Raw genomic sequence first — 22,234 nt, forward strand, 5'->3', positions numbered from 1 at the left:
CCATGGATGGAAACCTGAACCATACCGAGGATCCGATGTTCGTGATCCATCAGCAGATCATGTGGGACCGCCTGATCTCGGTGGTCGAGGAGCAGGCCCAGACGCTGATACGGATCGGCTTCAGCACCTCGACGCGCGAAGCCGGCGACGTTTCCGCGGGCGTGTTCAACACCTCCGGCCACATGCTGGCGCAGGCGATCACGGGCACACCGGGCCACGTCAATTCGATGGCGCGCGCCGTGGTGCATTTCCTTGACAAATTCCCGGCCGCATCGATGAAGATCGGTGACATCTTCATCACCAATGATCCCTGGAAAGGCACCGGGCATCTGCACGACTTCACCGTGGTGACGCCTGTGTTCCGGCAGCAAAAGCTGGTCGCGCTGTTCGCCAGCACCTGCCATGTCATCGACATCGGCGGCCGCGGCATGGGCCCCGATGCCCGCCAGGTCTACGAGGAAGGCCTCTACGTTCCAATCATGCGCTTCGCCAGCGCGGCTGGAACCAACGAGACGCTGCTCGACATCGTCAAGGCCAATGTCCGCGAGCCGGTCCAGGTGGTCGGCGATATCTATTCGCTGGCGGGCTGCAACGACGTCGGCAGCCGGCAACTGCTCAACATGATGGAGGAGTTCGGCATCGAGACCCTGGATTTGCTCGGCGCCCACATCCTCGAGCGCTCACGCGCCGCGACACTGGAGGCAATCCGCAAACTTCCAAAGGGCACATTCCGCAACAGCATGCGCGTCGATGGCTATGACAAGCCGCTTGACCTCGTCGCTACCATGACGATCGGCGATGACGGCATCGATGTCGATTTCACCGGCACGTCGCCGCCTTCCTCTTTCGGCATCAACGTGCCGTTCTGCTACACCGAGGCCTATGCCAGCTTTGGCGTGAAATGCATCATCGCGCCGAAAATTCCCAACAATGAGGGATCGCTGGCGCTGCTGCGGATGCACGCGCCGGAGAATTGCATCCTCAACGCACTGCATCCGCTCCCGGTCGCGACGCGCCACGTTGTCGGCCAGATGCTGCCGGATCTGGTAATAGGCTGCCTGGACCAGGCGCTGGACGATCAGGTGCCCGCGGAAGGCACGTCGTGCCTTTGGAATCTGTTCGCCTTTGGCGGCTCCAGCCAGATCGACGCCGACTCCACGGAAATGATGAAGGCCCGCGTCTTCAACATCATGTCGTTCCATTCGGGCGGCACCGGCGCGCGGCCCGGCAAGGATGGGCTATCCGCCACCGCGTTTCCCAGCGGCGTGCGCAACGTTCCGGTCGAGGTGACGGAAGCGATGTCGCCGCTGCTGGTCCGCCGCAAGGAATACCGCACAGACTCGGGCGGACCCGGCAAGTATCGCGGCGGCCTCGGCCAGGTCATGGAAGTCGTCACCCTCGACAATGCGGACTTCGCCATCAGCGCCAACTACGACCGCGTGCTCTATCCGGCACGCGGCCGCAATGGCGGCGGCAACGGCATGGCGGGCGCGCTCTCGCTCGGCTCGGGCGGGACGCTGAAAAGCAAGGGACAGCAGACCATTGCGAAACACGAGTCCGTCATCATCGAGATGCCCGGCGGCGGCGGTCTCGGCGATCCCTTCGCCCGCGATCCCGAGCGCGTCGCCGAGGATGTTCGCCTCGGCATGGTCTCGCGTGCGGCCGCATCGCGCGACTACGGTGTCATCCTGCACGACGACGACACGGTCGACCGCGACGCGACGAGAGCGACCCGCCGCCGCACCTGACATTTCGCTGACAACACCCAGAACGAGGCACAAGGTGCCTGACAGGAGCAAACCATGAGTCTGATCGTGAGCGCCGGCCTGCCGACCGGAATGGAAGGCCTGACCTACCCTATTCCGTTTTCCTCCCCGGAAACCCTGATCAGGATCGCGCAGCATGCCGAGAAGCTGGGCTACCACTCGGTCTGGGGCAACGACCACATGACCACCCAGCATTATGTGCGCGAGGAATTTCCGGTGCCGCCGCGGTTCTGGGAGCCGCTGATGACCTACGCCTTCATCGCCGCCAATACCACGACGTTGCGCTTCGGCACCGGCATCCTGGTGCTGCCGATGCGGCGCGACATTGTCGTGCTCGCCAAGCAGATTGCGACGCTCGATCATTTCAGCGGCGGCCGGCTTGAGATCGGTGTCGGCGTCGGCGCCTATCGCGAGGAATTCGATGCGCTGCGTCCCGAAGGCGGCGTACACCGTGGTGACATGGTGGAGGAAGGCGTGCAGGCGCTGCAACTGCTGTTCAAGGAGCGCAACGCGAGCTTCGATGGCAAATATTACAAGTACAAGGATGTCGAGTTCTTCCCCAAGCCGAAGCAGGAAAAATTGCCGATCTATTTCGGCGGCAACAACGAGAACCATATCCGTCGCGTCGCCGAGGGCGCCGATGGCTGGATTCCCGCCGGCATGCCGGCAGACAGACTGAAGACGATGGTGACGCGAATGAAGGAGATGACGGTAGCCGCCGGGCGCGATCCCTCCGAGATCGCCGTGGCGCCGCAATACATCGTCCATGCCGGTAAGAACCACGAGGCTGCCGTGGCCCGCTACAAACAGAGCCAGATGCACAAACATCTCCTGTCGCTGTCAAAATCGACGCTGAAAGGACAGGCCAATCTGGCCATGGAAGACATCAATCTGATCGGCAATCCCGACTCCATCGTCGAGAAGGCGCATAAGCTTAGGGATGCCGGCGTTACGCATCTGCTGGGCCTGTATTTCGCGGCCAACGATGTCCAGGAGCTGCTCGACCAGATGCAGTTCTTTGCCGAAGAGATCACGCCGCGGATAGTATAAGACTATCCCCACTCGGTTCCCTTACGGCCCAAGGCGCGTCATGCCCAGCGAATTTGGACTCTCCTTCGACGGCAGCGAAACGCCGGACACCATGCGCGCCGCGGCCAGGACCGCCGACGAAGGCGGCGCGTCCACCGTCTGGCTGGCGTCGCATCTGTTCCAGCGCGAACCGATCGCGACCGCAGCCTTGGCTTTGGCCCATACAAAAAACATCAGCATTGCGCTGATGGCGATGAGCCCCTACTCGGTTCACCCGCTCTACGCCACGATGGCGGCGGCGACGCTGGACGAATATTTTCCGGGCCGGGTCAAGCTCTGCTTTGGCGTGGGGGCGCCGCGCGATCTGGAAGCGGCGGGTCTTGTCGCAGACCATCCGCTCGGCACCATGCGCGAGGCCATCGGCGTCGCCCGCGCTTTGCTGAGCGGTGAAACCATCGACTTCAAGGGTGAGCGTTTTCGCGTCTCCGGAAGGCGTCTTGCCAATGGCGCCCGTGAGATTCCGATCTTTCTGGCCGCATCAGGCCCGCAGATGCTGGAATTGGCCGGCGCCGCCGCCGATGGCGTGCTGATCAGCGCCGCGACCTCTCCGGCGTTCATCCGCTGGACGCTCGAGCTGGTGCGCAAGGGCGAGCAAACATCCGGCCGCCGCATCCGCAAGGCCGCCTTGGTCTATGTTTCGGCCGATGATGACGAAATCGTCGCGCGTAACCGCCTTCGGCGTCTGCTGGGCTTCATCCTGCGCGGTCAGCATCACGCGCGCAATCTTGAAATGGCGGGCACGGCGCTCGATCAGGCCTCCCTTGTGGCGGCTTACGCCCGCGAGGACTGGGAGGCGGTGAACAGGCTTGTGAACGACGACGTCGTGATGCGTCACAGCGCCAGCGGCACGCCGAGCCAGGTCAGGGCCGCCTTTGCATCCTATGAGTCCGTCGGCATCGATGAAATCGTGGCCTCGGGCATCGGCGACTCAACGCAGCTGAAGAAGGTGCTCGAAACGCTGAAGGGCTAGAGCAAGATGGTTTTAATTTGGATCGGTGTGCGCTTCAGTTCACCTCTCCCCAGCGGGGAGAGGTCGATTTGCGCAGCAAATCGGGTGAGGGGGCGTTGCTCGGCCGATAGACCGTAACCCCTCACCCGGCGCTACGCGCCGACCTCTCCCTATGGGAGAGGTAAAGTTTCCGCTACGTCGCAGCTCAATCTAAGCTCATTTCATCACGCTCTAGCGCCGCGCGTCGCGAGCGAGGCCGGCGGCGCGCCCATCTTGCGCGATACGCTGTCGGCTGCGTTCTTTACCAGCACGCAAAGATTGTCGATATCGCGCTTGTGCAATCCCTGGCGCGGAACGGCGCCGCTCAGCGAGGCTACCACCGCCCCCGAAGCATCGCGCACCGCGGCGCCGACCGAATAGACATTCGGCAGATTTTCCTCATCCGAGATCGCAATTCCGGTCACCCGGATTTCGCGCAACTCGCTCAGCAGCGCCCGCAGCGAGACCTTTGTCTTCCTGGTCAGCTTTTTGTAGGGCTCCCGGCCCATCACCTCGGCCACCTGCTTGTCGGAGAGTGCCGCCAGCAGCACCTTGCCGAACGCCGTCGAGTGCGGCAGCGCCAGCGAACCCGGTGCATTGTTGATGGCAATCGGACCGTTGCTCTTGACGACCTTGAGATAGACCACCGCATGGTCGCGCAATACGCCGAGAAAACTGTTGACCTGGTGCTGCTCCGCCAGCGCCACCAGTTCGGGCGTGCTGGCACGATCGAGATCGTTTTGCGACAGGAACGAGCAGCCGATCCGGAATGCGCGGTAGCCGATGCGGTATTTTTGCGTGTCCGGCGCCTGTTCGGCGAAGCCGGTGGAGGCCAGCGTGCTGAGCAGCCGGTGCACGATCGTCGGCGACAGCGTCATGCGACGGGCGATATCGCGGACACCCAGGGAGCCGTTTTCGGCCAGTAATTCGAGGATATCGACCGCGCGCGCGACCGACTGGCTTTCCGCACCCATGTTATACATTCCGACAAAACGAACATCGTTCGTCACAGCTATGCGACCCGCGCCGGAAGAGTCAATAATGAGCGCTTCCGAGCGAGGTCGCGATTTATAGCGCGACCCGACATTTGTGGCAGCTGGCCACAATTGTGGGCAGTCCCTTGCTTGACAGGTCAGCCTGATTTTTCTCTAATCGGTCGCGGAACGTCGTTCCTATAATAGGAACGAGTTGGGATTGTCTGATGATGGATTTTGCGAGCGATAATGCCGTTGGCGCCAGCCCGCTGGTGATGGAGGCCTTGATCGCCGCAAACCACGGCGCGGTGACCGCCTACGGAAGCGATCCCTGCAGCGCGCGCGCGAAAGAACTGCTTGCAGACGTGTTCGAGCACGAGGTCGCCTGCTTCTTCGTCAGCACCGGCACAGCCGCAAATGCGCTGGCGCTCAGCGCGCTCTGCCCGCCCTGGGGCGCGGTCTTTTGTCACCACCACGCCCACATCGCCAATGACGAATCCGGCGCGCCCGAAATGTTCACCGGCGGCGCCAAGCTTGTCGGCGTCGATGGACCGACCGCAAAGATCAGCCCGGATGCGTTTCGGAAAACCCTGATGGATTTTCCGGCCGGGGTCGTCCGACAGGTTCAGCCCGGCGCCCTCTCGCTCTCGCAGGCCACCGAATGCGGGACGCTCTACTCCTGCGATGAAATCGCGGCGCTGTCCGAGATCGCCCATGCCGGTGGCATCGCGGTTCATATGGACGGCGCGCGCTTTGCGAATGCGCTCGTCTCACTGGGATGCACGCCTGCGGAAATGAGTTGGAAAGCCGGCGTCGATGTGCTGTCGTTCGGCGCAACAAAGAACGGAACATTTGCCTGTGAGGCCGTGATCTTTTTCGATTCGGAAAAGGCCAGGACTTTTGCCTATCGGTGCAAGCGCGCCGGTCACACGCTGTCGAAGGGCCGGCTGCTCGGCGCGCAGATGACGGGCTATCTCAAAGACGATCATTGGCTCGATCTGGCGCGGATCGCTAACGCTCAGACCTCCGATCTCGCCCGGGGGCTGAAAGACATTCCAGGTGTGCGGCTGGCGTGGGACGCGCCAACGAATCAGGTGTTCGCGATTTTGCCGCGTGCCGCCGACGAAGCGCTAAGGCGCGCCGGCGTGCGTTACTACGACTGGGGTTCGCGCGGCCTCGACGCCGGGCAGTCTCCCGCGTCGGACGAGGTTTTCGTGCGCCTCGTGACGTCGTTCGCCACCGAGTCCGGGGCAGTCCGGTCCTTTGTCGGCTTGGTTCGCGAGGCCGTGTCTCGGGATCATGCGACGCCTGTGGCGGCGGGTATCGTGCGTTGATGAACATCAATCATTTCGGAAAGGCTTGACTATGTTGATGAGAACACTGGCTGCGGTGATCGGGCTTTCGCTCGCATTGCCGATGACCGCGAATGCGCAGAACATCGTGATCGGCGCGAGCGTGCCCGATACCGGCCCCGCTGCAGCACCCGCGATGTGGCAGCGCTGGGGTTACCAGTTGGCGCTCGACGAAGCCAACGCCGCTGGTGGCGTGCTTGGCAAGAAGATCGAGCTTCTCGCCTACGACAATCATTGCAATCCGTCGGAAGCCGTCAACGTCGCCAACAAGCTGATCGAAGCCAAGGTCGTCGCCATCGTCGGCGCGCATTGCAGCTCGGCGACGCTGGCGACGATGCCGTTGATCGCCGCTGCGAAAATTCCATTGATCGATGGCATCGCCTCTAGTCCGAAGATCACCGAACTGTCCGGCGTTGGTGGCAATCAGTGGACCTTCAGGATCAATCCCTCCGACGACGACATGATGAACGCGCTTGGCCTTTATCTCGGCCAGGATTCAAAGTTCAAACGCGTTGCCATTCTTGGCGAAGACACCGATTTCGGTCGCGGCGGTGCCGCGGCTTTCGCAGCCGTGGCCAAGAAGAATGGCCTGGAAGTGATCTCCACCGACTTCCACCCGCAGAACTATCCCGATTTCACCTCGCTGCTAACCCGCATCCAGCAGAGCAAGCCTGACGCCATCGCGATCTTCCAGCTCGCCGGCGACCAGATCAATTTCCTGCGCAATGCCATGCAACTCGGCATCAAGATCCCCTACATCGGCCGCTTCGACCCCGGCGGCAACAACCTGCAGATCATCCAGGCCGGCGGGATGGATGGCTCGATCACCGCCTGGACCTACAGCTATCTGGTCGATACCCCCGCGAACAAGGCCTTCGCCGCGGAAGTTGAAAAGCAGCATAAGACGACGCCGGTGCTGCAGACCTGGGCGGGCTATGACGTGATGCGTCTTCTGCTGAAGGCGATCAAGGAGGCCGGATCCACCGACCCGACCGCAATCCGCGATGCGCTGAAGAAGATCGAATTCACCAATGTGATGGGCTCAAAGGTGACCTTCGACGATCACAACCAGGGCGGCAAGGTCGTGCTGATCGAAGGCATCGCCGACAAGCAGGTAAAGATTTTGAAAGAAGTCACGCTGAAGTAACACTCGCGCGGAGGCCACGCGTTCGTCCGCGATGCGTGGCCTCGCAGCAATTGCAATCCAACGTCAATGGGATTGCAGCCATAACCGTCTTTCACGGCATCTCGCCTATGACGTCGGCTATCGCTTGATAAACCATGCCAAGCTCGTTTGCCTCGCTGCAATAAGGCGGCATGATGTAGATCGTGTTGCCGAGCGGCCGGACAAGCAAATTGCGCGACAGGAAGCCCTGATAGAGACGAGGGCCGACGCCAGCCAAATAGCCGGTCTCCCCCGATGCGAGATCCAATGCGGCGATCGAGCCGATCTGGCGGACATTGGTGAACCGCCGGTCGTCGCGGAAGCGATCGAGTCCCAGGGAATGCAGACGGGCGATGGCGGCGACGCGCTCCAGGACCGGTTCCTTGTCCCAGATCTCCAGGTTTGCAAGCGCCGCCGCGCAAGCGATCGGATTTGCCGTATAGGAGCTGGAATGAAAGAAGGTCCGGCTGCGGTCGGTTGAATAGTGCGCGTCGAAAATGTCGGCCCGGCAGAGTGTGACCGCCAGTGGAAGTGAACCGCCGGTGAGTCCCTTGGAATAGCACGCGATGTCGGGTGTTACTCTGGCCTGCTCGCATGCGAATAGCGTACCGGTCCGCCCCCATCCCGTCATGACCTCGTCGGCAATGAACAGGACGCCGTGTGTTTCGCAGACGCGCTTCACCTCCGTCAGCACTTCCGGCGCATAGATCAGCATGCCACCGGCGCCGAGGATGAGCGGCTCGACGATCAGCGCTGCAACGCCTCCCCGCCTGCAAGCGGCACCCAGCGCCCGCAGCGTCGTTTCCTCGCGGCCGGCGGACGGAAACGGCAGCCGCTCGACATCGAACAGCAGGGGATCATAGGGTGCGTTGAAGACGCCGCGTTCGCCGACCGACATTCCGCCGATGGTGTCGCCATGATAGGCGCCCTCAAGAGCCAGAATGCCGGTGCGCTTCTCGCCCCGATGACGCCAGAACCCGAGCGCCATTTTCAAGGCGACTTCAACCGCGGTCGATCCGCTATCCGAAAAGAACACGTATTCGAGTTGCGGCGGCGTCATCGCCACGAGACGCCGCGCAAGTTTCTCCGCGGGCTCGTGCGTGAAGCCGGCGAAAATCACCTGATCGAGACGGTCGGCCTGATCCTTGATCGCCTGCATGATATGGTGGTGACGGTGGCCGTGGGTCACGACCCACCAGGACGAGATTGCATCGAAGATACGCCGGCCATCGGCGGTCGTAAGCCACGCGCCCTCGCCGCTTGCGATCAGCGTGGCATCCGGTTGCACCGCGTGCTGCGTGAACGGATGCCAGATCGGGGAGTTCGATTTCATCATGCAGTCTCCTGCAGGAAGTCTTCAATTCGGAAATGACGGGCGAAAGCCGCCCGCAGCGAGGCACCGGTCAGTGGCTCAAGATGCGGCAGACGGCCAAGGTGGCGTACCTGTCCCAGATCGGCAACGATCCGTTCCGACTCCTGATTTTCGTCGCCGATGAAAACGATGCCGGCAATTGTAATATTTCGAGTTCGCAGTGCTTCAACCGACAAGAGGCTGTGATTGATGGTTCCTAACGTCGTGCGGGCGCAGAGCACGACCGGCGCCTTCCACCGGGCCATGACGTCGATATAAGTGAGCTCGCGTGTCAGGGGGACCAGCAATCCGCCGGCGCCCTCCACCACCAGCGGCCGGTCCGTCTCCGGCAGTAGGAGAGCATCGGGATCGATGACAATTCCATCGCGTTCGGCGGCGAGATGCGGCGAGGCCGGAGTTCGTAATCGGTAGGCTTCCGGCAATACCCGCTCCGGCGAAAGGCCGGACAAGCGCAAAACCGCTTCGCGATCGGTCTCTTCCTCGACTCCCGCCTGAATGGGTTTCCAATAGACCCCATCCAGCGCACCCGCCAGGCCAGCGGCGAAAACCGTCTTGCCGATGCCGGTGTCGGTTCCGGTCACGATGATGCGCACCCTCATGCAGCTTTTCGCAAGTCTTGGGAGAGGGCCTCGAACAACTTTGTCACAGTCGCTTCATCGACATTCAGCGTCAGGGCGATGCGCAGACGTGCCGTGCCCTCAGCGACCGTCGGCGGCCGTATCGCGCGGATATCATAACCCCTGCGCTGCAACGCCGATGCCAGGTTTACGGCCGCCTGATCCGAGCCCACGATCACCGGAATGATGTGCGAGCCGGACGGTTCGATGTTGCATCGGCGGCGAAGCTCAGTCCCTGCGAATTGAACGAGACGCGCGAGCCGCTCCCTCCTCCCGGGGTTCGATCTTGACAGTTCCAGGGCGGAGCGCGTGATCGCAGCGGTCAGCGGCGAAGGCGCGGTCGCAAAAATAAACGGGCGCGCGCGGTTGACCAGAAAATCACGAACTATTCCCGGCGCAAGGATGAAACCTCCGGCCGTGCCGAGCGCCTTGCCGCAGGTGTGCAAGGTGATGACGTTGTCGCGGCCCTCAAAGGCCGCCGCGAGCCCCCGCCCCTGCAGACCGAGTACGCCTGTCGCATGCGCCTCGTCGATGACGACCATAGCCTCGTGGCGATCCGCAACCGCGAGGAGTTCAACGAGGTTCGGACTGTCGCCATCCATGCTGTACAGGCTTTCGACCGACAGCCAGGGCCGCCCCGTTCCTCCGGCCTTGCGCCAACGAACGATCGCGGCGTCGAATGCATCGACATTGTTGTGCGGCACCCCGACGAATTCGGCACGGGTCCGACGGAGTCCTTCGTGGACGCTGGCATGGACTAATTCATCGTGGACGATGAGATCCCCGGTTTGCGGGAGCGTCGAGAAGATGGCGAGATTGGCGACGTAGCCGCCACCGAAATATAATGCGGTTTCGGCACCGAAATGGGCTGCCGCTTCGGTTTCCAGCGCCTCGTGTTCGGGATGGTTGCCTCGCAACAGGCGTGACCCGCCGGCGCCCACAGGCACGCCCCGCGCCACCGCATCGGCAGCCGCGTGCCGCAATTCCGCTGACTCGGCCAGCCCGAGATAGTCGTTCGACGTAAAGTCTATTCCGGAACGTTCGCGCAGCGAGCGCAGCCGCCCTCGATCCGCGAGTTCGCGCAAGTTCGCCTCGAAAACGCCATACATGGTCAGTCACCACTTCCAACGGAAAGCTTACAAGTCTGTTTCCCACGTTTGTATTCGATATCGCGTTACCAAGCAGGATAACAATACGTCTGCAGTGCAACTGGCCCATCAGTTGACCGCGGAGGCAACAGCAAGTACCGACTCACCGTCGAGCCGTTCATCGGAAAGAAGAAGAACTACTCGCCGGCCCAACACCAATCCTTTCTTCGATGACCCGGGGGCCATCATCGTCGACGACGCGCATGCATCAGAGAACTACATCGCCGCCCAATGGACGGTCGGGATAAACCGGTTCGCAGAGGAAGACGAGACTTTGTTTGAAGCCGTGGCGGGCTTGTCGAATGGCCTGCTGACCAAAGCCAAATCGCGTCCGCCCGCAAGTCGGTTGACAACTTCACGGCAAATTGACGGGCGTTTCCCGATAAGCGCCAGAATCGCGCTCGCAAGAGCGTCCCTCGGCTTCAATGTGACGATGGCTCTGGATGGTGACAAGTTCTGCGCGTTGGTGGCGACATCGTCGATTGATAGGCCTGATGATTTTTCCCATTCTGCTACTCGCGCTGGCGCGCGGGTCGGTTGCGGATATTGGTATGGATGCCAAGGTTCAGCACATCGTAACGACCTATCTGGCTCCGGAGGCCATTGGGAAAGCGGGCGGTCTCGCTGTGGCCGTCTACGCTGCGGGCTACACGCAATTTTTCAACTACGGCTTCGCCGACGAATTGACAAAGCGACCAATCACTTCAGACACGCTGTTTAACGTAGCGTCAGTACGCAAACCTTTTGAGGCCATCCTGGTCGCGCTGAGTACGCTTCGTGGCGAACTGAGTCTGGATGATCCAGTGAGCAGGTATGTCCCCGAGTTGCGCGGCGACTACGTCAAAAGCGTAACGATCGGTGAACTGGCAACGCATACGTCCGGACTCTTGCTGCCGACCGATCACCCGCCATGGCCGAACGATTCGTTTACGCTGCAGCAATTCTTCAATATGCTCAACGCATGGACGCCGCAATCAGGCGAGCAGCCGGGGAAGCAGCACATCTATACACATGCGGGGTATGTGCTGCTGCAACTCGCGCTCGAACGTCGCTACGGTCGACCGATCGGTGAGCTTGTCGAAGACCGTATCTTGAAACCCCTCGGCATGAACCAAACGTTCCTCCCCGAGCGCGGGCCGGACAATCGCGCTATAATGGTTCCGGAGCTGTTGAAACGTGTCGTGCAAGGCTACTCCGATACGGGCATAGCGATTGGTCCACCTGGAAACCAGCAGAGTTATTACGATTTCCCTGGCACTGGTCAGATGTTCTCCTCGGCTCGCGATCTTGCCACCTTTCTTGCTGCCTGTATCGATGGCGATGTGATCGATCCGCAATTGCGGCAAGCATTGCAGATGACGCAGCGTGAGATATTTCATGTGACCGAGCAGTTCGGACAGGCGATGGCCTGGGAAAACGTTCATTTGAACGACGTGGACGTTGTTGACAAGCCAGGCGGACTTAATAACGCATCAGCCTATGTCGGCCTCGTGCCGGCACACAAAACCGGCATCGTCCTGCTCGCTAACCGCGGCAATTTCCCGCATGAGATCGCCCGTTACCGCGTGCTTCCGGAATTGGCGCGAGAAGAGTAGCCGTGAATATCGATTGGTTCGCTCAGGCCGTCAGCATTTTTTGGCTGTTACCCGACCTCACCAAACCCGGACGTTCGCGAGAATGCCCGACTGCCCCGGTCATGAATTATCAGAGATCGGCGATCCATTGTGCGCTGACGACCATCTCCCAGACTCCCATCGTTGCGACCGCCATCACGATCATAGCGGCCAGCAAGGCGATCGAGAGCAGGACGCCATCCTCTTCGAGGTAGGCAAGCGATATCAAGGCAATCACCGAGGCGGGGACAACGTTGCTGAGCGGTATCGGAACTAACACCAAGGTGGTGCTCAGGATTAGGACGACGGCACCGACCAAGCGCTTGGTTGATTCGAGCGGCGTATGCCAGCGCGGATGTATCACCCTTTCAAGATATCTGAGCACCGGTATGGATCGTTGCACCGCAGCGGCCAGGTGTCTCGTCGGCAAAGAACGAGTGGCGATGCGGCGCGGGAAGACCGGGGCGGCCTTACCCGCGATCATCTGGACAGCGGGAATCATAAGCAGCAGGCCAGCTATGATCGAGAGCCCTGGTGCGATCGCGACCAGCGCGATCAGGAGCATGATGATTCCGAAGGAGCGCTTGTGCAGGTTATTCGTCAGCCAGGCCAGGGTGAATTGATCCGCCGGTACCTCATCATGCAGCCGCTGCAAGACGACGGTAGCAGGAATAAGCGCTCGCGCGTCGGCAGGCAATCTCGGCATTAAAACGCGTCCTGAGCTGATGGTTTGGCATCCATAGTGCACGTACGCGCGTTGAGTCCAGGCCCGAACGGCCGGCTGTGCCGTTGCGCGCGCTGGAAGGAGAAATAAGTCCGTAACCCGCAGCGACCCTGGCGCAGGCTCCGCGTTCTCGTCCGACATTGTCGCCGGGCAAGCCCCAACGATGGTTGCATGATGCGCCTTTGCCGCTCGTGGCATTGCACCAGAAGGTTTCCCTCGGCGTCCCGCCCGTTAAGTTTCACACGATCAATGCCAGAGGTCGCACGCTGCAACACGATTGAGGTCGGCGAGGCGGTGGTCCGCGCTGGCTCGAAAATCGAGGCTCGCCACCAAGTCGAGCAGCCGTTGATAGGCGCGATCGGCGACCGCGACAGGCAAAGGTTCCTCGTCAAACGCTTCGATGTAGCCGCCGACTAAAGAGCTCAGCAACCGGCACAAGGCTCGTTGCTCGGGCTCGTCCCCGCTCAAAGTTGTGAGTTTTTGCTGGAAGGTGTGGAAGGTCCGCAAGCCGTGATGCTGCTGCAAAAGCCACGCGTGCAAGTCGTTCATGTCAGCCTCTTCAAATCATAGAAGAAGCTACCGATTCATACAGTCCGCCGAGGCTTCGCGCTATGGTGAATTTCGCATCCCTGCGCCGCTGGTTATGCAGCCATCCGCAGACAGTGCGCCAGACTGGGCGTCCGCTCTTCAGCCCTCGGGCAGGCCAGACCCAGAATAACTTCGCATTGACAACTCGGCGCCGATCGGATTGGCGGCGAACTCTCGAGGAAAGCTTTCCACTCTAAATTCCGCTGCCATCCCGCTTGCCGATCACGCAGCGCCATGCCGCCAGGCGCTCGGCGGGATGCTGCTTCATCCACTCCGCCAGCTGCGGCGCGCCCATCAGACAGGATTGCATTGAGACCTCGGCGAAGTCCGAGGTGGTGACGGTCTGCTCGTGGCAATTTGCCGGAGAGGAGAGACTGCAGAGCACGGCGATGATCTTGATCACGACAGGAGAACCCCGTCGCGACGATGGGCATTGGCGCCGCTAACCGTATGACTTGCTGGTGCCTTGTTCTGCTTCTCGCTGACTGGATCAACCGGTGGGAAGATGCTGTCGTATTTCGCGCGGGCCGCTCGAATTAAGCGGGCTCGCTCGCGCTCAGACTTTGGGACAAATCGGATAATTTCGCCCATATTCACTCCCAACATTTGTTAGAGAGGGAGCCCGCAGTTCGAGAACAAGCCTTCCATAAGATGACGGCAATCATTTCATAGAGATTTAAGCTATTAGCCTCAACTTTGAAACTCTGCAGGCGGTAACGAAAGAATAAAAATCTCGTGACTGGGCCGCGCGCCGGGCATCCGTTCGCCTCACATTTCTTCCGCAGGTTGGACTGTGATGCTTTCCATCAAGTCAGATACGCTACTCGTCTTCAGCGTTGGCAGCCGATCGAGCGAATGCTTTGGCCGCATCAACATGCGAGGCTTTCTCAGCTCGCCGCTGGTAGTCGTCGGCAAGGGCCTTAAGCTGACTCGCAATCGCTCGGTCGGTCATGGTTTGGGCAGCGCGAAGCAAAGTCTCTGCTGTTTTTAAGTATTCCTTGCCTCGTTGTGAGAGCCGCTGAAACGTCATAGAGCCCTCACGCGGTTCTCTGTCGCTTGGTCCAAGGCGACTTGGAGCCAAGGTAGCCAATTCAGGTCACTTGCCCGGCGGGCTCTGAAGCGATCGACGCACTTCCTGGAACAAAGGGGGGTTCGCCATGAGTAGTACCGGACGAGACCAAACTTGCCATCACAAGCTGCACATCGCGCGGCTCTGCCGCATCTAAGATTTTCGGAGCAGTTCAGCATTGCAGTCTCCTCTTGGTATTCGTCGTTGTTCGTCGATCATCCTTCTTTCACAGCCGCACTTTATGAGCCTGTGCGCTTTACCAACTTATTCAGCCTAAGACGATCGCGGTCACCGGCTCAATTGAACGTGGGTAATCGTCGGGCATCCAAAGTGGTCACAGAACGATACGAAGGTTTATGGCGCTCGAAAGCCGACCACTTCTCGATGCGAGACTTCGATTAGCTCGGCGGTGTAGGTGCCCTGCGCTTCCGCTTGCGCGGCGAGAGCTCCTGCTTCTTCGTGTCTCACCTACACTCACTCGATTTCGCTTTTGTCGAGTGAGCGGGCGATCAGGTTGAGCGTGTCGCCCGCGACGCCGTAGCAATGCTTGACGCCTGCATTCTGCAAGGTTTCAACAATGATATCCGCGACCAGCTTGCCCATCGAATTCAAACCATGCTGTGACCATTCCTGCCACAACATGCATCCCAACTGCAGGCTTGGGCTTGCATCGGAATGCGAGGACTTGAACCCGACTGCGCAGACAGAGCACAGTACTCGAAGGCTCCAGATCTAGCCGACGGCCTCGGTGTCGGATTGGAGCTGGTTGAGGATCTGCAGGGCGCGCTTGTGAGTGGGGGATACAATTCCGGCTGGTGTTCGATCAAGAGCCGCGCTGAGAGATTTGCAGGCTTCTGCCACGCGATCCTGTTTCAGTAACAGCTCGGCAAGGTCCGTCGCAGCTTTCAATTCAAACAGGCCGGCGGACTGGCGTTTCGCCCAGTCGATTGCCGACAGCAGGCTTCCTTCCGCTTCGAAACAATCCTCGGCCGATCGAGACGCCAGGATGAGCCCTTTCATCCTGAACAAGGCGGGCATGTACAGAAATTTTCCGCCGCGATGCTGCGCTTCAATTGCTCTCTCGGTCATCGTCAGCGCTTCCTGGTGCTCTCCCATGGCAATGAGACCCGCACCGAGGTCGCAGACAAAGTCCATGTTGAGCATTTCGTGACTTTGCGCGTGAAGCTCATCCAAAGCTCTCTTCAGCAGCGGAATCCCCGCGCGGACATCGTTTTGCAGGAGCAGCCACCGACCTCGCAGGCCAGTCGCCACAGCACGGTAGGGTTTCAAGGAATAGGCTGCGGAGAGCTCGGTAAGCTGCGCGATGTATTGTTCCGACCGGCGAGAGTCCGCCAGCGCCAAATAGATTGGAAGAACCAGGCTCAGGGATCGGCAGAGCGTGGCCGGATGATCGGATTTTTCGCTCTCCTCGATGGCGAGTCTAGCGTAGTCAAGTGACTGGTCGAGCAAACCTCTGAACAGCAGACAATGTGCCATCCCCACCAGCAAAAGGCTGCTATGATGAAACAAGTAGTGCCCCGCGCGGAAGCGCGAGCCGGACGCCGAGTGCCTCAGGCCGGATTCGAAATGCGTTAGTGCGGCGAGGTGATTTCCGGCCAAATGATTGGCGGAGCCCAACATCGTTTCGGCGAGCGCCATATCGTCGGGATCCAGGGTTTTTAGGGCGACCTCCTTGCTTCGAGAGGCGATATCAAGCGCACGATAAACGTCGATGTTCCAACGGTAATACATGAAGAGGCCGCTCAGGAGCCGCAGTTCGTAGGCAAAGTCTCGTTGTATGACCGCGACGTCCAGCGCCCGAGAAAAAGCCTCGCCGACACGCTGGCTGCTCCCTTCGGTGTGCATCAGCGCCAAGGACAACGACGCGTAGATCTCCATCTCCCGGCGAGAGTTCTTGTGCTGATCCCCGAGACGGACGATCGCTCGCTCTGCCCAGATGCGGCATTCGATCAACAGGGACAGTTCGAGAAACAGCTGCGTTGAAGCGGCCGCGAGCCTCGTCGCGATCTCGTCGTCACCATGCGACCCAAAGCTCCATTCCAGTGCCGCGCGGATGTTACCCAATTGGCTGGAATGCGTTGAAGCGACCGCGAGTCCGGTCGCGATCTGGTTGTTGCCGCGCGGCCCAAAGCTCCACTTTGGCGCCAGGTGAATGTTTCCCGATGAACCGGGATAGGCGGCGCCGCTTTCAGCCTTTAGCAGAGCCAACAGCGCCGCTCTTTGCGATTCGAGGTATCCGGTGACGTATTCTGCATGCCGGCGGAAGACCACGTCGACTTCGGCATGCTCCTCCAGTTTTTCGAGTGCGTACGCCCGCGTCGTGTCCAGCAACCGATACTGGGCCTGCGTTTCGTCGATCCGAGTTGCTATCAGTGACTTCTCAACCAGGCCGGCGATCGCATCAAAAATCTCTCCGGTGCCTACGCCGAGTTCGCCTGCGACATACCGAGCGCCCTCAAGGGTGAAATGGCCGACGAAAGGAGCAATGCGTCGAAGAACAATCCTCTCGCCGTCAGACAGCAGATTGTAGCTCCAATCCAATGTCGCCTTAAGGGTCCGGTGTCTGGGAACGGCCGTCCGATGGCTTAGTTTCAGCAATTCCAGCCGAGACACCAGCCGGGCAACCGTGTTCTTGAGGCCGAGTGCCGCCACCTGACCCGCCGCCAACTCGATTGCCAACGGTATGCCATCCAGCTTTCGGCACATTTCCGCGACAAACGGCGCCTCCTCGTCGGCGAGAACGACGCTTCCCGCCCTCGCCGCCACGCGCCGTACAAACAACTGCACTGCCGGATATCGAAGCACGGCATTTGCCGCTTGCTCGGACCCGTCCGGCGGAAAATCAAGGGGAAGAACCTGGCAACAATGCTCGCCCTCTACTTTCAGCAATTCGCGGCTCGTGGTCAGAAGATAGACCTGCTCCGTTTCCTGGTAGAGTTGCTCGGCAACCAGAGCGACCGCCTCGATCACGTGCTCACAGCTATCGAGAATGATAAGAAGCTTTCGCGAACGAACGAAGTCGACCAGTTCCAAGCCGGGATCTTTCGATTTGAGTCCAAGTCCCAGGGATGTCGCGACAGCCCCCGCAACGTGCCGCGGATCGGTAAGGCTTTCCAAGTCAACAAAATGGACTTTCCCGCCAAACTCCTCGGCAACGGCGCTGCCAACAGCCAAGGCAACCGTCGTCTTGCCAATGCCGCCGGGGCCGAGCAGAGTTACGAACCGCTCATTTCGAAGCTTGTCGCTAACCTCGCTGACGACCGTTTCGCGCCCAATCATCCTGCGCCGTCGCACGGGGAGCCTGCCTTGCTGGCGGAACTTAGCGTTCTTGCTCTCCATGCCGTCACCGAAGGGGACAACGGTGCCGACGAACGAGTAGCCCCGTCCCTTGATGTTTGCGATGTACCGGTTGCCAAATTGGCCGTCACCAAGAGCCTTGCGGATCGCGGCGACGTGGACCCGGAGGCTCCCCTCCTCGACGGTTACGTCCGACCAGACGTGATCCATGAGTTCCTGCTTTGCGATCACCTCACCCGGACGCTCGGCAAGGTAGATCAGGATGTCGAGCGCCCTGCCGCCAAGGGGCAGTACCACACGGTCGCGCCGAAGCACCCTCTGCCTGCTCGAAAGCTCAAAGGGGCCAAACTGCAGATTTCTTTGAACATCGTCGACAGCCACGGCTCCTGGCCTGGAGTCTGCCTGTCCGGGATGTCCAACCATCCGTGAGAAACCCAAGCGTGCGTTCCTGATAGACATGAGCTTGCTTTGGCTCTCTGCGGGGAGCTTTGCCCAAAAGGATCAGCACTCGGCGACCGGCGGCGGGACGCTTGCAGCCAATGATGCCCGGCGCTTCCCTCTCGCTAGCAGAGGTCGTACACTTCGCCGTTGCTTGTATCCCCCGAATGGGGGAGAGGACCGACGTGGATAGGGGGAGCCCTTGATCCAGCCGCGCTCGAGCCATCCTGCACATGGAACGGGCACCTTGCCCGGCGGAGGACAGCTGCCATTTCTGGCGACCAAGATCGTGCCGGCACGATTCCTGGGGTTGGTCGCACGTCCTCGGCTCCTCGCCATCTTGTCCGAACTCCCGACCAAGCGACTTGGTGTCATCAAGGCGCCCGCGGGTTTCGGCAAGAGTTCACTGGCGGCCGCCTGGGCCGAGAAACTCGAGCAAAGCGGTAATTGCGTCGGGTGGCTGACCATCGATTCAGACGACGACGAGGCCACACGGTTTCTATTTTACGTATCTCAGGCCCTGCACCATGCCTGTCCGGACGTTGGCGCCGGAGCAATTGGGCTGATCCTCGAGAACAACCTGATCGACCCGACAGCAATCCTGTCCAGCTTGATCAATGACCTGGCTGAGATAGAAGATGATGTATACCTGTTTCTCGAAGACTATCACTGGGTCCGCGCTTTTCGCATCCATCAAGCGGTTGCCTATTTTCTGAAGCACGCACCGTCTCACTGTCATGTGGTGCTTACGACGCGCGCCGAACCCCCCCTGCCGCTTGCGACCTTGCGAGCCCAGAATCAGCTGATCGAGATTGATGCTGTAGCCTTGCGATTCGACATGCAGGAGACAAAAGCCTTTCTGGACAGCACCAAGCCTGGCGTTCTGGAACTCGCCGACGTCCAGCTGTTGCAACGCAAGACCGAGGGTTGGCCAGCGGCCCTGCGAATCATCGCCTCGATGCCTTCCCAATCCAGACCCGGCCTAAGGGAGTATGTGCACAACCTATCCGGTTCGCAGCGCCCAATCGCCACCTATTTTGCGGAGCTGCTGGATGGGCTTTCGACCGAGTTGGTCGAGTTCATGCTCCGGACAGCCATTCTCGATCGGCTCTCCGGTCGATTATGCGAAGCCGTCACCGGTGCGAACTCGGGCCGAACAATCTTGGCAACGCTCGCGCAGCGGCAACTTCTTCTCATGCCACTCGACAATGAAGGCGTTTGGTATCGCTATCATGCGCTTCTCGCCGAATATCTGAGGCAAAGGCTGGAGGCGGACCGGGGCATTGAAATTCCCGAGCTGCACCGGCGTGCGGCACTTTGGTATGCCTCCCAGGAATTGTGGACCGAAGCGGTCGAGCACGCGATTGCAGCCGGAGACCCTGATCGTGCGATCAGCTGGATCAAGAATTGCGCAATGGCCTTGATTAAGAGAGGGGATCTCTTCACCCTGCTCGAATGGCAGCGCCAGTTTCCCGATGAACTCATGCGAGGTCAGCCCGAGGTCAGGTTGGCGATCGCCTGGGGATTGGCACTCGCGCTACGTTTTGATGAGGCCTTGCGGCTCGCAACTGAAATAGAGAACTATATCGCCGCTGATCATCTGCCGGAGAGCGATTTGCAGTGCGAGTGCCAGGCGATCCGCTCCGTTGCTATCGCGCTGAAGGACGATAGCGAAAGAGCTCTGCCCTTGGCGGAGGATTGTGTCAACCGATCTCGAGATCCGTGGACCGCAAATGTGGCCTCCAATGTTGTTCGCTTTGGCCACATGCAAGCCGGTGACCTCAAGCAATTCTACGCGACGCCCTGGATACCCTATTCGCTGGAGGACGACCGGAGAAACGTATTCGCGTCGGTATATCGGCGTTGCCTTCAAGGTCTCGCAGAGCTCCGGCAGATACGTCTCGTCGCGGCGGAGGGGCATTACCGTGAGGGGTTGCGCATTGCGGAGCAGCATGTTGGCCCGAACTCGGTAGCGGCGGCTTTGCCTGCCAGTCTTCTTGCACGGATTTTGTACGAGCAAGGCCAATTGGACGAGGCGGAAGCTTTGGTGATCGATCGCGCACCGCTGATCATCTCTGGAACGATGCTGGACTGCGTTCGGAGCGCCTATTTCGTGCTGGTTAGAGCCGCGGCTGCTCGGATGAACCTCGAGCGGGCTCACACGCTCCTGGAGCGGGCTGAAAACCATGGCATCTCACGAGATTGGGGAAGGCTGACGGCAGCTGCGACAGCAGAACAAGCGCGGCTTTACCTCAACGAAGGGCGCGCGGATGAAGGCGCCGCATGCGTCGATCGCCTGGAGCGACTTGCGCGAAAGTACCCTGCGCCCAGGCTTTGCGCCTGGTCGGAAATTCAATGGGACCACAAACTAGCCCACGCTTATTTGTTGGGAAAACGGGAGCGCCCCGAGGAGGCGATGTCAATCCTGCGGGAGCTGCAGCGCGAAACCGAAGCAGCACAGCATCGCTACTTCTTGATCCGAGTTGGAATTCGCATCTCGGCCCTTCAGCTAAGCGTCGGCAAAGCCGCGGACGCAACGAATCGATTTCGCCGTATTCTTGCCGCATGCGCGGGCGGAGGTCTCTATCAGATCATTTTGGACGAGGGTTCGATCATTTCCGACCTCGTCCAGATGGTCCAGAAGAGCGGCAGCACTAACGCGCATTTAATGTCTTATGTCGACAGGCTCGTGGCCGATTCCCAAAGGGCACGGCAAGATCGCTTGGTACCGACCTTCAGAGCCCAGGCTCTGCACGCATTGAGTACACGCGAGACCGAAATCCTCAAGCTGATCGCACAAGGATTGTCCAATAAGGAAATCGCTCGGAGCCTTGATATTGGTCCTGAGACCGTGAAGTCGCACCTCAAGAGCGCCTTCACCAAGCTGGGTGTGGAGAGGCGCGCGCAGGCGGTATCCCGTGCGCAGACCCTGGGCCTTGTCACCACGCAATGAAGCTAAGCCTGGGTACTATTCGATACAGACGATTGGACCGACGAACGAGTGTTTGAGATATATCCGCTGCCAAATTGACGCTCCCCGAGCGCCTTCCAAATGGCCCCATGTGAACCCCCAGGCCCGCCAAGGGGCCGAAGCTCAGCACTTCGCTGCGCTGATCGCTCGCGGCATATTCTCGTCCATGCCGGTTCTTGAGGTGGCCTCGCCAGGGCTTCCGCGCTCACGTCGCCAGTTGGCCGGACTTTGACCAAAGGCCTGTCTGAAGAGCCTGCATAGATGTGCTTGATCCGAAAAGCCCACGCTCAAGGCTATTTCGCTCAGCGGTTCCGCACTGGTCATCATCAGGTGGCAGGCTTTCTCCAGACGCCTTCTCACCACGTAGGCATGTGGCGACTCGCCAACAGCCAGTTTGAACTTACGTGAGAAGTGCGCCTTGCTTCGACGGGCAACAGTACTGAGATCCCGGATGTGAATGGTACGATGTAAGTTGTTGTCAATGTAAGCTCGCACTCGAAGGATCTGCCAAGACGCCAGACCGCCCCTTGTGGAGCCGTTAGCGCCCGAACAACGTTCGATCTCCGCTTGCAGGATGTGCGATGCTGTGACCAGCGACGCCTTGGCCGCCTCCTGATCACGCTCCAACTCTCGCTTGGCAGTTTCAAGCAGCTTGGCTACGCTGTTCGCAACCAGGTGGAACTGTTGATCGGCTGCAATGGAAGATTCCGGTGCGGTGGTTTGAAGTCCTTCCATGATCACTCCCTCGACGAACTATCCGAGGCTTCGGATTGGCGAGAGAGTGCACCAACCGGTCCCTTTTGGCTCGTTAATCAGCGTTATGGAAAGTTAATGTTGCCCAGCCCCACGGGACAAATTTAGTATTAAAGATCAATATGTTACATCTTGGCGAACCTGGGTTCGCAGCGATTCGGAACTTCCCGGCGGTCGCCCAGATCCAAAATGCCATGAGAGACACGAGGATGCAGACGTACAGGGCCGCCTCCGCCAGCGGAGGATTCGCGAACATCGATCTCAATCCGCGACCGACAACAAATCGAAC

Annotated in this window: 18 protein-coding genes; 7 read left to right on the forward strand and 11 right to left on the reverse strand. The window is 60.0% G+C overall.

The window, feature by feature from the left end:
- Nucleotides 1-2: 2 nt before the first annotated feature.
- From B5527_RS38860 to B5527_RS38870, 3 genes are read left to right on the forward strand one after another with little or no spacing between them, the layout of a single operon-like run.
- Nucleotides 3-1,748 (forward strand): hydantoinase B/oxoprolinase family protein, encoded by a 1,746-nt coding sequence (locus B5527_RS38860; protein ID WP_079607836.1) that lies wholly within the window; start codon nt 3-5, stop codon nt 1,746-1,748.
- Nucleotides 1,749-1,802: 54 nt separating this feature from the next.
- The gene (locus B5527_RS38865; protein ID WP_079606211.1) at nt 1,803-2,816 is read left to right on the forward strand and encodes a TIGR03619 family F420-dependent LLM class oxidoreductase; all 1,014 of its coding nucleotides are present in this window, start codon (nt 1,803-1,805) and stop codon (nt 2,814-2,816) included.
- Between the two features lie 40 nt (nt 2,817-2,856).
- Nucleotides 2,857-3,825 carry an LLM class flavin-dependent oxidoreductase gene (locus B5527_RS38870; RefSeq protein ID WP_079606212.1) on the forward strand — a complete coding sequence of 323 codons (969 nt, stop codon included), beginning with the start codon at nt 2,857-2,859 and terminating at the stop codon, nt 3,823-3,825.
- Nucleotides 3,826-4,028: 203 nt separating this feature from the next.
- Here the strand turns inward: B5527_RS38870 and B5527_RS38875 are convergent, their stop codons facing one another.
- Complete coding sequence (locus B5527_RS38875; RefSeq protein ID WP_245332424.1) at nt 4,029-4,817, reverse strand: IclR family transcriptional regulator; 789 nt, start codon at nt 4,815-4,817, stop codon at nt 4,029-4,031.
- A 227-nt stretch (nt 4,818-5,044) separates the two neighbouring features.
- Between B5527_RS38875 and B5527_RS38880 the strand changes: the two genes are divergently transcribed.
- Both B5527_RS38880 and B5527_RS38885 read left to right on the forward strand, forming a co-directional pair.
- Nucleotides 5,045-6,151, forward strand: coding sequence for a threonine aldolase family protein (locus B5527_RS38880; RefSeq protein WP_338065069.1), 1,107 nt, complete (start codon nt 5,045-5,047; stop codon nt 6,149-6,151).
- A gap of 31 nt (nt 6,152-6,182) precedes the next feature.
- Entirely contained in the window at nt 6,183-7,316 is a 1,134-nt protein-coding gene (locus B5527_RS38885; protein ID WP_172842801.1) for an ABC transporter substrate-binding protein, read from the forward strand.
- 91 nt (nt 7,317-7,407) lie between these two features.
- Here B5527_RS38885 and B5527_RS38890 read toward each other — a convergent pair whose 3' ends face one another.
- Genes B5527_RS38890 through B5527_RS38900 form a run of 3 tightly spaced genes read right to left on the reverse strand, consistent with a single transcriptional unit; the run spans nt 7,408 to nt 10,432 of the window.
- Nucleotides 7,408-8,667 carry an adenosylmethionine--8-amino-7-oxononanoate transaminase gene (locus tag B5527_RS38890; RefSeq protein ID WP_079606215.1) on the reverse strand — a complete coding sequence of 420 codons (1,260 nt, stop codon included), beginning with the start codon at nt 8,665-8,667 and terminating at the stop codon, nt 7,408-7,410.
- Complete coding sequence (bioD, locus tag B5527_RS38895; RefSeq protein ID WP_079606216.1) at nt 8,667-9,305, reverse strand: dethiobiotin synthase; 639 nt, start codon at nt 9,303-9,305, stop codon at nt 8,667-8,669. Before bioD ends, B5527_RS38890 begins: the two co-directional genes overlap by 1 nt.
- On the reverse strand, nt 9,302-10,432 hold the full coding sequence (locus B5527_RS38900; protein ID WP_079606217.1) for an 8-amino-7-oxononanoate synthase: 1,131 nt from the start codon (nt 10,430-10,432) through the stop codon (nt 9,302-9,304). Before B5527_RS38900 ends, bioD begins: the two co-directional genes overlap by 4 nt.
- A 533-nt stretch (nt 10,433-10,965) precedes the next feature.
- Here B5527_RS38900 and B5527_RS38905 point away from each other — a divergent pair.
- Nucleotides 10,966-12,066 carry a serine hydrolase gene (locus B5527_RS38905; RefSeq protein WP_245332425.1) on the forward strand — a complete coding sequence of 367 codons (1,101 nt, stop codon included), beginning with the start codon at nt 10,966-10,968 and terminating at the stop codon, nt 12,064-12,066.
- A gap of 109 nt (nt 12,067-12,175) precedes the next feature.
- Here the strand turns inward: B5527_RS38905 and B5527_RS38910 are convergent, their stop codons facing one another.
- From B5527_RS38910 to B5527_RS38940, 6 genes are all read right to left on the reverse strand, one after another.
- A complete protein-coding gene (locus B5527_RS38910; RefSeq protein ID WP_079606218.1) occupies nt 12,176-12,790 on the reverse strand; it encodes an exopolysaccharide biosynthesis protein in 615 nt (204 codons plus the stop codon).
- Between the two features lie 264 nt (nt 12,791-13,054).
- Nucleotides 13,055-13,357 (reverse strand): hypothetical protein, encoded by a 303-nt coding sequence (locus tag B5527_RS38915; RefSeq protein ID WP_079606219.1) that lies wholly within the window; start codon nt 13,355-13,357, stop codon nt 13,055-13,057.
- Nucleotides 13,358-13,589: 232 nt separating this feature from the next.
- Complete coding sequence (locus B5527_RS38920; RefSeq protein WP_079606220.1) at nt 13,590-13,799, reverse strand: hypothetical protein; 210 nt, start codon at nt 13,797-13,799, stop codon at nt 13,590-13,592.
- Nucleotides 13,800-14,216: 417 nt separating this feature from the next.
- On the reverse strand, nt 14,217-14,426 hold the full coding sequence (locus tag B5527_RS38930; RefSeq protein WP_079606221.1) for a hypothetical protein: 210 nt from the start codon (nt 14,424-14,426) through the stop codon (nt 14,217-14,219).
- Between the two features lie 513 nt (nt 14,427-14,939).
- Nucleotides 14,940-15,107 carry a hypothetical protein gene (locus B5527_RS45025; protein ID WP_154072776.1) on the reverse strand — a complete coding sequence of 56 codons (168 nt, stop codon included), beginning with the start codon at nt 15,105-15,107 and terminating at the stop codon, nt 14,940-14,942.
- 90 nt (nt 15,108-15,197) lie between these two features.
- Nucleotides 15,198-18,164: an ATP-binding protein gene (locus B5527_RS38940; protein ID WP_172842802.1), complete on the reverse strand. Its 2,967-nt coding sequence runs from the start codon at nt 18,162-18,164 to the stop codon at nt 15,198-15,200.
- A gap of 259 nt (nt 18,165-18,423) precedes the next feature.
- Between B5527_RS38940 and B5527_RS38945 the strand changes: the two genes are divergently transcribed.
- On the forward strand, nt 18,424-21,174 hold the full coding sequence (locus B5527_RS38945) for a LuxR C-terminal-related transcriptional regulator (protein ID WP_197689247.1): 2,751 nt from the start codon (nt 18,424-18,426) through the stop codon (nt 21,172-21,174).
- Nucleotides 21,175-21,315: 141 nt separating this feature from the next.
- Here the strand turns inward: B5527_RS38945 and B5527_RS38950 are convergent, their stop codons facing one another.
- Nucleotides 21,316-21,927, reverse strand: a complete 612-nt coding sequence (locus B5527_RS38950; protein WP_079606225.1) for a helix-turn-helix domain-containing protein — start codon at nt 21,925-21,927, stop codon at nt 21,316-21,318.
- Between the last annotated feature and the right edge of the window lie 307 nt (nt 21,928-22,234).

The organism is Bradyrhizobium erythrophlei (assembly GCF_900129425.1).
In the GTDB taxonomy this organism is placed as follows: Bacteria; Pseudomonadota; Alphaproteobacteria; order Rhizobiales; family Xanthobacteraceae; genus Bradyrhizobium; species Bradyrhizobium erythrophlei_C.